We start from the raw sequence: 10,199 nt of genomic DNA on the forward strand, positions 1-10,199 counted from the left end.
GCCCCGCCCACGGCCCGTCCCATGCGTATCGACCGGCGCCTTTTGCAGCTCGCGTTCGGCGGGCTGTTCTGGCGCACCTTCCTGCTGATCGCGCTGCTGATCTCGGTCAGTCTCGCCGCGTGGTTCCAGAGCTTTCGCGTGATCGAGCGGGAGCCGCGTGCGCAGCGCGTCGCGCTCCAGCTCGTCGCGGTCGTGAAGCTCACGCGCACCGCCCTGCTCTATTCCGATCCCGACTTGCGGCGCGCGCTGCTGCAGGATCTCGAGAGCAACGAGGGCGTGCGCGTGTACCCGCGCGAGAAAACCGACAAGTTCAAGCTGCAGCCCGACGAATCGCTGAACCGCCTGATCGAACACGACATCCGCAGCCGCCTCGGCGACGATACCGTGATCGCGCAGTCGGTCAACGACATTCCCGGCGTGTGGATCAGCTTCAAGATCGACGACGACGATTACTGGGTCGCGCTCGACCGCGACCAGCTCGACAACGTCACGGGCCTGCAGTGGGCCGGCTGGGGGCTGTTCGCGCTCGCGCTGTCGCTGTTCGGCTCCGCATTCATCACGAGCCTCGTGAACCGGCCGTTCTCGCGGCTCGCGCTCGCCGCGCGCCAGGTCGGTTCGGGCCAGGCGCCCGAGCCGCTGCCCGAGCGCGGGATGGGCGTCGCGGCCGACACCAACCGCAGCTTCAACCAGATGGTGCGCGACCTCGAACAGCTCGAGGCCGATCGCGCGCTGATGCTCGCGGGCATCTCGCACGACCTGCGCACGCCGCTCGCGCGGCTGCGGCTCGAAACCGAGATGAGCCCGTCCGACCAGGCGACCAAGGACGCGATGGTCGACGACATCGAACAGATGGACCGCATCATCGCGGCCTTCATCGACTATGCGCGCCCGTCGCAGCGCAAGCCCGAGCCCGTCGACCTGTCGTCGGTCGCGCACGAAGTCGCCGCGCGCGTGTCGGGCGAGGACGGCGTCGAGATCCGCACGCGGCTCGCGCCGAGCGCGATCATCGAAGCCGACGAGACCGACATGCGGCGCGTGATCGGCAACCTCGTCGAGAACGCGCGCAAGTACGGTCAGAGCAAGCAGGACGGCATTTCGCGCATCACGCTCGAGACGCGCGTGTCGCATGCGCGCGTCGAGCTGTCGGTGAGCGACGAAGGCCCCGGCATTCCCGAGGATCAACTGCCGCTCGTGATGCGGCCGTTCTACCGCGTCGACACCGCACGCACCAAGGCGGACGGCACGGGCCTCGGGATGGCGATCGTGCTGCGGCTCGTCGGCCGCTATCGCGGCGCGCTGCGCCTGCGCAACCGCCACCCGGAAGCCGGCCTCGAGGTCACGCTGGAATTCCCCGGCGCCGGCAAGGCGCGTGCGACCGCGTGACACGCTCGCGCACGCATCTTGCGCGTCACACTATCGACCCGGTTGACAAAAGCTATGAGAGTCGTTAGTCAAAATCTATTGAAGCGCCTTGCTAATAGTGTTATAGTTTTCCCCATGCTGTCACATCATCGTTGCAGCACCGAGGTAGCTTGACTCAGTCTTCTTCCCAACTCACACAGGAGTATCCGCATGAAAACCGTGGGCGATAAACTCGAAGCTTTCACCGTCGTAGCCGCGAAGCCGGGCTTCAATAATCACGAGGAAAACGGCCAGTCGGCGTTCGAGACCGTCACCGAAGCGTCGTTCCCGGGCAAGTGGAAGATCATCTACTTCTATCCGAAGGATTTCACGTTCGTGTGCCCGACGGAAATCGTCGAATTCGCGAAGCTCACGAAGCAGTTCGAAGAGCGCGACGCCGTCCTGCTCGGCGGCAGCTCGGACAACGAATTCGTCAAGCTCGCATGGCGTCGTGAGCACAAGGACCTCGACAAGCTGAACCACTACTCGTTCGGCGACGTCAAGGGCGAACTGATCGACCAGCTCGGCGTGCGCGACAAGGAAGCCGGCGTGGCCCTGCGTGCAACGTTCATCGTCGATCCGGACAACACGATCCAGCACGTGTCGGTGAACAACCTGAACGTCGGCCGCAGCCCGGAAGAAGTCCTGCGCATTCTGGACGGCCTGCAAACGGACGAACTGTGCCCGTGCAACCGCGCAGTCGGCGGCGCAACGCTGTAAGCGTAGCAATGCACGAAGCCCGCGGCGCACGTCCTGCCTGCGGGCTTTTTTAACGGCCAACCCATAGGAGATATCAATGGAATTCATCGACTCGATTAAGGCACGTATCCCCGACTACGCGAAGGACATTCGCCTGAACCTCGATGGCACGATCTCGCGCTCGTCGCTCGAAGGCACCGATGCGGTCGGCGTGGCGCTGGCGGCGGCCATCGCGGCGAAGAGCACGGTGCTCGTGAAGACGATCCGCGAAGCCGGCGTGCTGTCGCCCGAAGAGACCAACGCCGTGCTGACGGCGGCCGCGCTGATGGGGATGAACAACACCTGGTATCCGTATGTCGAGATGGCCGACGACGCCGACCTGAAGACGCAGCGCGCCGAATTGCGGATGGGTGCGTACGCGACGCACGGCGGCGTCGACAAGCGCAAATTCGAGATGTACGCGCTCGCCGCGTCGATCGTCGGCAAGTGCCACTTCTGCGTGAAGTCGCACTATGCGCTGCTGAAGAACGAGCAAGGGATGACCGTCACGCAACTGCGCGACGTCGGCCGCATCGCGTCGGTGATCAACGCCGCCGCGCAGGTGATCGCCGCCGAAGGCGAATAAGCGGTTGCACGGCGCGCGGCCGTGAGCCGCGCCTGCTGCAAACGAAAATGCCACGCATTCGCGTGGCATTTTTCATTTCGGCGGCGCGGCGTGCGGCGCGAACCGCACGCGCCGCCGTCAAGGTCGTCAGCCGCCCTGCTTCACCACCAACGCGGCAGCCTGCGCCTCGATCCCCTCGCCGCGGCCGAGATAGCCGAGCTTCTCGTTGGTCTTCGCCTTCACGTTCACGCGATCGAGCGGCAGCCCGAGATCGGCCGCGATGTTCGCGCGCATCCCTTCGATATGCGGTGCCAGCTTCGGCGCCTGGGCGATCACGGTGGTGTCCACGTTCTGGATCGTGAAGCCGGCCGCCTTGATGCGTGCGGCGCACTCGCGCAGCAGCACGCGGCTGTCGGCGCCCTTGAATGCCGCGTCCGTGTCGGAAAAATGGCGGCCGATGTCGCCGAGCGCCGCCGCGCCGAACAGCGCATCGGTGATCGCGTGCAGCAGCACGTCCGCGTCCGAGTGGCCGAGCAGGCCGCGTTCGTACGGAATCGTCACGCCGCCGATGATGAGGGGGCGCCCCTCGACGAGCTGGTGCACGTCGTAGCCTTGTCCGATTCTGAAATCCATGCGTGTTCCGATTGAGAGGGGGTGAATGTCAGGAAGCGTTCGCGGGGCGCGCGAGGATCGCTTCCGCGAGCGCGAAGTCTTCCGGATACGTGACCTTGAAATTGCGCAGGCTGCCCTGCACGACGCGCGGCGTATGACCAGCCCATTCGATCGCGCTGGCCTCGTCGGTCAGGTCGTGCCCTTCGCGCTGCGCCTGCAGGATCGCGTCGCGCAGCATGCCGATGCGGAACATCTGCGGCGTCTGCGCCTGCCACAGCGCGTCGCGCGACTCGGTGCGCGCGATCGCGTCGCCGCCGGCCGGCACGCGCTTGAGCGTATCGGCCACCGGCAGCGCGACGATCCCGCCGACCGGGTCGTCCTTCAGCGTCGCGACCAGCGTGCGGATCAGCGCCGGCGTGATGCCCGGGCGCGCGGCGTCGTGCACGAGCACCCAGTCGTGGTCGGTCGCGCCGAATTCGGCCAGCTCCAGCAGCCCGTTCAGCACCGACGCCTGCCGCGAGCCGCCGCCGCAGCGGCGCACCGCGAAGCGCAGGCCCGCGAAGCGGCGCGCGTCGAAATGGGAATCGTCGGGCGCGAGCACGACGAGCGTCTGCGCGAACTCGCTGCATGCGTCGAACGCAGCGAGCGTGTAGTGCAGCAGCGCGCGGCCGGCCAGCGTGCGGTATTGCTTCGGCACGGCCGAACCGGAACGGCTGCCCGTGCCGGCGCAAGGAATCAGGGCGAAAAGTCGGGGAGTCACGAAGGGAAACGCCGGAAAGGTGAAATCGAGAAGCGGATTTTATAATAGGTCTTTCGTCTCGACCGGCGCACGCGATGCGCCCGTGCACGCCACCCCTGTCGTCCCTATGCCAGATAACGCTTCCACCCCGTCCGCTTCACCCGTTGCCCGCGTCAAGCCCGGCCAGCGTTTTGCCTTCGACGGCGCGCACGGCTCCGCCGACGCGCTCGCCATCGCCCGTTATCTCGCCGACAACCGCCAGGACGTGCCGCTCCTCGCGGTGATCTGCGCGAACGCGGTCGACGCGCAGCGGCTGTCGCAGGAAATCCGCTACTTTTCGCCCGATGCGCGCGTGCGCCTGCTGCCCGACTGGGAAACGCTGCCGTACGACACCTTCTCGCCGCACCAGGACCTCGTGTCCGAGCGCCTCGCCACGCTGCACGACCTCGGCGAGGGCCGCTGCGACATCCTGCTCGTGCCCGCGACCACCGCGCTGTACCGGATGCCGCCCGCGTCGTTCATGGCCGCGTACACGTTCGCGTTCGCGCAGGGCGAGCGGCTCGACGAGGCGAAGCTGAAGGCGCAGCTCACGCTGGCCGGCTACGAGCACGTGAGCCAGGTCGTGCGGCCCGGCGAATACTGCGTGCGCGGCTCGCTGATCGACCTGTACCCGATGGGTTCGCCGCTGCCGTACCGGATCGACCTGTTCGACGACCAGGTCGATTCGATTCGCGCGTTCGATCCCGACACGCAGCGCAGCCTCTATCCGGTGCGCGACGTGCGCCTGCTGCCCGGCCGCGAGTTCCCGTTCGACGAAGCGGCGCGCACGGCCTTCCGCAGCCGCTGGCGCGAAACCTTCGAAGGCGATCCGAGCCGCGCGCCGATCTACAAGGACATCGGCAACGGCGTGCCGTCGGCCGGCATCGAGTACTACCTGCCGCTGTTCTTCGACGAGACGGCCACGCTGTTCCACTACCTGCCGCAGGACGCGCACCTCGTGTTCACCGGCGATCTCGACGCGTCGATCCGCCGCTTCACGGCCGATACGAAGCAGCGTCACGCGTTCCTCGCACACGATCGCGAGCGGCCGATCCTCGAGCCGCAGCGGCTGTTCCTGTCCGACGAGGATTTCTTCGCGTTCGCGAAGCCGTTCGCGCGCGTCGTGCTGCCCGCGCAGCCGGCCGGCGGCTGGGCGACCGCGCTGCCCGAACTGACCGTCGACCGCCATGCGGACGATCCGCTCGCGTCGCTGCGCACGTTCGTCGAATCGTCGGGCAAGCGCGTGCTGCTGACGGTCGAATCGGCCGGCCGCCGCGAGACGATCCTGCAACTGCTGGCCGAACACCACCTGCGCCCCGCGTCGAACGACGACTTCGCGGGCTGGCTCGCGAGCGACGAACGCTTCGCGCTCGGCGTCGCGCCGCTCGCGAACGGCTTCGCGGTGCCGGGCGAAGGCTATGCGATCGTCACCGAAACCGAGCTGTACGGCGCGCTCGGCCGCCGCGCGGGACGCCGCCGGCAGGAACAGGCGAGCAACGTCGACGCGATGGTGCGCGACCTGTCGGAGCTGAAGGTCGGCGATCCGGTCGTCCACGCGCAGCACGGCATCGGCCGCTACATGGGCCTCGTGTCGATGGATCTCGGCGAGGGCGAAACCGAATTCCTGCATCTCGAATACTCGGGCGACAGCAAGCTCTACGTGCCCGTCGCGCAACTGCACGTAATCTCGCGCTACAGCGGCGCCGACCCCGACAGCGCGCCGCTGCACGCGCTCGGCTCCGGCCAGTGGGAGCGCGCGAAGCGCAAGGCCGCGCAGCAGATCCGCGATACGGCCGCCGAGTTGCTGAACCTGTACGCACGCCGCGCGGCCCGCGAAGGCCATGCGTTCTCGCTCGACCCGCGCGACTACGTGAAATTCGCGGAAAGCTTCGGCTTCGAGGAAACGCCCGACCAGGCCGCGGCGATCGCGGCCGTGATCGGCGACATGACGAGCGGCAAGCCGATGGACCGCCTCGTGTGCGGCGACGTCGGCTTCGGCAAGACCGAGGTCGCGCTGCGCGCGGCATTCATCGCGGTGCTCGGCGGCAAGCAGGTCGCGCTGCTGTCGCCGACCACGCTGCTCGCCGAGCAGCACACGCAGACCTTCGCCGACCGCTTCGCGGACTGGCCGGTGCGGATCGTCGAGCTGTCGCGCTTCAAGACCGCGAAGGAAGTGAACGCGGCGATCGCGCAGATCAACGAAGGCAGCGTCGACATCGTGATCGGCACGCACAAGCTGCTGTCGTCGGACGTGCAGTTCAAGCGCCTCGGCCTCGTGATCATCGACGAGGAACACCGCTTCGGCGTGCGCCAGAAGGAAGCGCTGAAGGCGCTGCGCGCGGAAGTCGACGTGCTGACGCTCACCGCGACGCCGATCCCGCGGACGCTCGGGATGGCGCTCGAAGGGCTGCGCGATTTCTCGGTGATCGCGACCGCGCCGCAGAAGCGGCTCGCGATCAAGACCTTCGTGCGCCGCGAGGAGGAAAGCGTGATCCGCGAGGCGATGCTGCGCGAGCTGAAGCGCGGCGGCCAGGTGTACTTCCTGCACAACGAGGTCGAGACGATCGAGAACCGCAAGGCGATGCTCGAGGCGCTCGTGCCCGAAGCGCGCATCGTGATCGCGCACGGCCAGATGCACGAGCGCGAACTCGAACGCGTGATGCGCGATTTCGTCGCGCAGCGCGCGAACGTGCTGCTGTGCACGACCATCATCGAGACCGGCATCGACGTGCCGAGCGCGAACACGATCATCATGCACCGCGCGGACAAGTTCGGCCTCGCGCAGCTTCACCAGTTGCGCGGCCGCGTTGGCCGCTCGCACCACCAGGCGTATGCGTACCTGCTGGTGCACGATCCGCAGTCGCTGACCAAGCAGGCGCAGCGCCGGCTGGAAGCGATCCAGCAAATGGAGGAACTGGGCTCGGGCTTCTATCTCGCGATGCACGACCTCGAGATCCGCGGCACCGGCGAGGTGCTCGGCGACAAGCAGTCGGGCGAAATCCACGAGATCGGCTTCCAGCTCTATACGGACATGCTGAACGACGCGGTGAAGGCGCTGAAGAACGGCAAGGAGCCCGACCTCACCGCCCCGCTCGCCGCGACGACCGAAATCAACCTGCATGCGCCCGCGATCCTGCCGGCCGACTACTGCGCGGACGTGCAGGAGCGGCTGTCGCTGTACAAGCGGCTCGCGAACTGCGAGCACGGCGACGCGATCGACGGCATCCAGGAGGAATTGATCGACCGCTTCGGCAAGCTGCCGCCGCAGGCGCACGCGCTCGTCGAGACGCACCGGCTGCGGATCGCCGCGAAGCCGCTTGGCATCGTGAAGATCGATGCGAGCGAAGTCGCGATCGGCCTGCAGTTCGAGCCGAATCCGCCGATCGACCCGATGCGGATCATCGAGATGGTGCAGAAGCATCGCCACATCAAGCTCGCGGGCCAGGACAAGCTGCGCATCGAGACGCGCTCGCCCGATCTCGCGATCCGCGTATCGACGATCAAGGAAACGCTGCGCGCGCTCGGCCCGAAACAGGGGGCGCCGTCGCGGCCCGCTGATGCCATCCTGACGGGCGCGACGTTGCTGCACCGCATCGCGCCCGACGAAGGCGGGCCGGCGCGTTTTTGAGTATGATTTCCCATTCATCAGACGGAGTTTTGCCATGTCCACTCTCGACGCGACGGCGCCGTCCGCCGCCCCCGAAGGCGACGCATCGCTCGTCAGCCTGCCCTGGGTCAAGCAACTCGTGTCGATGGACACGACGAGCCGCGTGCCGAACCTCGGCCTGATCGAAACGGTACGCGACGCGCTCGCCGCAAAAGGCATCGCGTCGACGATCACGCACGATCCGCGCGAGGGCTGGGCGAACCTGTTTGCCACCGTGCCCGCGCACGACGGTTCGACGAACGGCGGCATCGTGCTGTCGGGCCACACCGACGTCGTGCCGGTCGACGGCCAGCAATGGGACAGCAACCCGTTCGCGCCGGAAATCCGCGACGGCCGCCTGTACGGCCGCGGCACCTGCGACATGAAGGGCTTCATCGGCGCGGCGCTCGCGCTGCTGCCCGAGATGCAGGCAACCAAGTTCGCGAAGCCGATCCATTTCGCGCTGTCCTACGACGAGGAAATCGGCTGCGCGGGCGCGCCGCTGATGATCGCCGATCTCGTGAAGCGCGGCGTGCAGCCGTCGGGCTGCATCGTCGGCGAGCCGACCAGCATGCGGCCGATCATCGCGCACAAGGGCATCAACGCGTACCGCTGCTGCGTGCGCGGCCACGCCGCGCATTCGTCGCTGACCCCGAAGGGGCTCAACGCGATCGAGTATGCGGCGCGCCTCATCTGCCACATCCGCGACATCGCCGACCGTTTCCGCGCCGAAGGCCCGTTCGACGAGCTGTACGACGTGCCGTTCACGACCGCGCAGACGAGTACGATCCAGGGCGGCAACGCGATCAACACGGTGCCGGCCGAGTGCCGCTTCGACTTCGAATTCCGCAACCTGCCGACGCTCGATCCCGAGCAGATCTTTACGCGCATCGAAGCGTATGCGCAGCAAACGCTGCTGCCGCAGATGCGGCGCGAGCATCCGAACGCCGCGATCGAGTTCTCGAAGATCGCCGCGGCGCCCGGCCTCGACGCAACCGAACAGGCTGCGATCACGCAGCTCGTGCGCGCGCTGACGGCCGACCAGGACAAGCGCAAGGTCGCATACGGCACCGAGGCCGGGCTGTTCGAACGCGCGGGCATCCCGAGCGTCGTGTGCGGGCCCGGCAACATCGAGCAGGCGCACAAGCCGAACGAATATGTCGAGCTCGCGCAGCTCGCCGGCTGCGAGCAGTTCCTGCGCAAGTTCATCCGCAGCATGTCGGTCGACGCGCACTGACTGCCTCCCGCCACGCCGGCCCGTGCGCGGGTCGGCCCACTCCGCCACCCGCCACGTCATGTCGACTGAACAACAGGGCACTGCCCATACGACGATCGACGGCGAGCCGATTCCGACGCTCGACGAAATCGCCGCACAGCATTTCGCGTTGTCGCCGTGGGTCGCGCGCACGCCCGTGTTCGAACGCGCCGACCTGCCCTCCCTCGAAGGCACGCACGTCAACTTCAAGTTCGAGCTGCTGCAGGCAAGCGGCAGCTTCAAGGCGCGCGGCGCGTTCACGCATCTGCTCGCGCTCGACGAAGCCCGCAAGAACGCCGGCGTCACCTGCGTGTCGGCCGGCAATCATGCGGCGGCCGTCGCGTATGCGGCGATGCGGCTCGGCAGCAGCGCGAAGGTCGTGATGTTCCATACCGCGAGTCCGACGCGCATCGCGCAGTGCAAGCAGTACCGCGCGGAAGTCGTGCTGGCCGGCAGCGCGTCGCAGGCGTTCGATCTCGTGCGGCGCATCGAGGCCGAGGAAGGCCGCTTCTTCATTCATCCGTTCAACGGCTATCACACGATCCTCGGCACCGCGACGCTCGGCTACGAATGGGCGACGCAGACGCCGGACCTCGACGCGGTGATCGTGCCGATCGGCGGCGGCGGGCTCGCGGCCGGCATGGCGACCGCGCTGCGGCTCGCGAACCCGCGCGTGCACGTGTACGGCGTCGAGCCGGAAGGCGCCGACGCGATGAGCCGCAGCTTCGCGGCCAATCACACGATCAAGATGAGCGCGATGCAGACCATCGCCGATTCGCTGATGGCGCCGCACACCGAGGAATACAGCTACCAGCTGTGCCGGCGCCACCTCGACCGCATCGTCACCGTCTCCGACGACGCGCTGCGCGCCGCGATGCTGTTCCTGTTCTCGCACCTGAAACTGTCGGTCGAGCCGGCCTGCGCGGCCGCGCTCGCCGCGCTGCTCGGCCCGCTGCGCGAAACGCTGCAGGGCAAGCGCGTCGGCGTGCTGCTGTCGGGCACGAATACCGACCCCGCCACACTCGGCATGCATCTCGCGCACGCGCAACTGCAGCACTGACGCCGCATCCCGCGTGCGCAGGCCCTAGCAGGCTGTTGAAAAGCGCCTCGCTTTGATGACCGGGGCGCTGATTAAATGGATTTCGTATGCGATTAGCCGTCGAGGTGCCGATAGATCGTCGTGGCTGCCCCGCTGGCGAGCGGG

7 protein-coding genes and 1 pseudogene are annotated in these 10,199 nt (G+C 67.4%); 6 read left to right on the top strand and 2 right to left on the bottom strand.

The annotated features are described in order from the left end of the window. Positions 1 to 21 precede the first annotated feature (21 nt). From J8I33_RS16285 to J8I33_RS16295, 3 genes are all read left to right on the top strand, one after another. Positions 22 to 1,383, top strand: a complete 1,362-nt coding sequence (locus J8I33_RS16285) for an ATP-binding protein (protein ID WP_050013296.1) — start codon at positions 22 to 24, stop codon at positions 1,381 to 1,383. A gap of 189 nt (positions 1,384 to 1,572) precedes the next feature. Continuing rightward, the gene (locus J8I33_RS16290) at positions 1,573 to 2,121 is read left to right on the top strand and encodes a peroxiredoxin (protein ID WP_006478563.1); all 549 of its coding nucleotides are present in this window, start codon (positions 1,573 to 1,575) and stop codon (positions 2,119 to 2,121) included. A 76-nt stretch (positions 2,122 to 2,197) separates the two neighbouring features. Next, positions 2,198 to 2,725, top strand: a complete 528-nt coding sequence (locus tag J8I33_RS16295) for a carboxymuconolactone decarboxylase family protein (RefSeq protein WP_006478562.1) — start codon at positions 2,198 to 2,200, stop codon at positions 2,723 to 2,725. 126 nt (positions 2,726 to 2,851) lie between these two features. Here the strand turns inward: J8I33_RS16295 and ispF are convergent, their stop codons facing one another. Further along, entirely contained in the window at positions 2,852 to 3,337 is a 486-nt protein-coding gene (gene ispF / locus J8I33_RS16300; protein WP_209938091.1) for a 2-C-methyl-D-erythritol 2,4-cyclodiphosphate synthase, read from the bottom strand. A 28-nt stretch (positions 3,338 to 3,365) separates the two neighbouring features. Then, on the bottom strand, positions 3,366 to 4,076 hold the full coding sequence (gene ispD / locus J8I33_RS16305; RefSeq protein WP_050013299.1) for a 2-C-methyl-D-erythritol 4-phosphate cytidylyltransferase: 711 nt from the start codon (positions 4,074 to 4,076) through the stop codon (positions 3,366 to 3,368). 19 nt (positions 4,077 to 4,095) lie between these two features. Here ispD and mfd point away from each other — a divergent pair. The 3 genes and pseudogenes from mfd to J8I33_RS16320 all read left to right on the top strand — a co-directional run. Further along, positions 4,096 to 7,620, top strand: a pseudogene (mfd, locus tag J8I33_RS16310) (transcription-repair coupling factor); the annotation flags it as partial. A gap of 136 nt (positions 7,621 to 7,756) precedes the next feature. Then, entirely contained in the window at positions 7,757 to 8,977 is a 1,221-nt protein-coding gene (argE, locus tag J8I33_RS16315) for an acetylornithine deacetylase (protein WP_209938097.1), read from the top strand. 58 nt (positions 8,978 to 9,035) lie between these two features. Further along, positions 9,036 to 10,055: a threonine/serine dehydratase gene (locus J8I33_RS16320; RefSeq protein WP_089435179.1), complete on the top strand. Its 1,020-nt coding sequence runs from the start codon at positions 9,036 to 9,038 to the stop codon at positions 10,053 to 10,055. Positions 10,056 to 10,199: the final 144 nt, after the last annotated feature.

The organism is Burkholderia sp. AcTa6-5 (genome assembly GCF_017815075.1).
Lineage (GTDB): Bacteria > Pseudomonadota > Gammaproteobacteria > Burkholderiales > Burkholderiaceae > Burkholderia > Burkholderia sola.

Excerpts from the sequence above, each read along its gene's own strand:
- J8I33_RS16285 (WP_050013296.1), top strand. The coding sequence starts at position 22 with ATGCGTATCGACCGGCGCCTTTTGCAGCTCGCGTTCGGCGGGCTGTTC.
- J8I33_RS16290 (WP_006478563.1), top strand. The coding sequence starts at position 1,573 with ATGAAAACCGTGGGCGATAAACTCGAAGCTTTCACCGTCGTAGCCGCG.
- J8I33_RS16295 (WP_006478562.1), top strand. The coding sequence starts at position 2,198 with ATGGAATTCATCGACTCGATTAAGGCACGTATCCCCGACTACGCGAAG.
- ispF (WP_209938091.1), bottom strand. The coding sequence starts at position 3,337 with ATGGATTTCAGAATCGGACAAGGCTACGACGTGCACCAGCTCGTCGAG.
- argE (WP_209938097.1), top strand. The coding sequence starts at position 7,757 with ATGTCCACTCTCGACGCGACGGCGCCGTCCGCCGCCCCCGAAGGCGAC.
- J8I33_RS16320 (WP_089435179.1), top strand. The coding sequence starts at position 9,036 with ATGTCGACTGAACAACAGGGCACTGCCCATACGACGATCGACGGCGAG.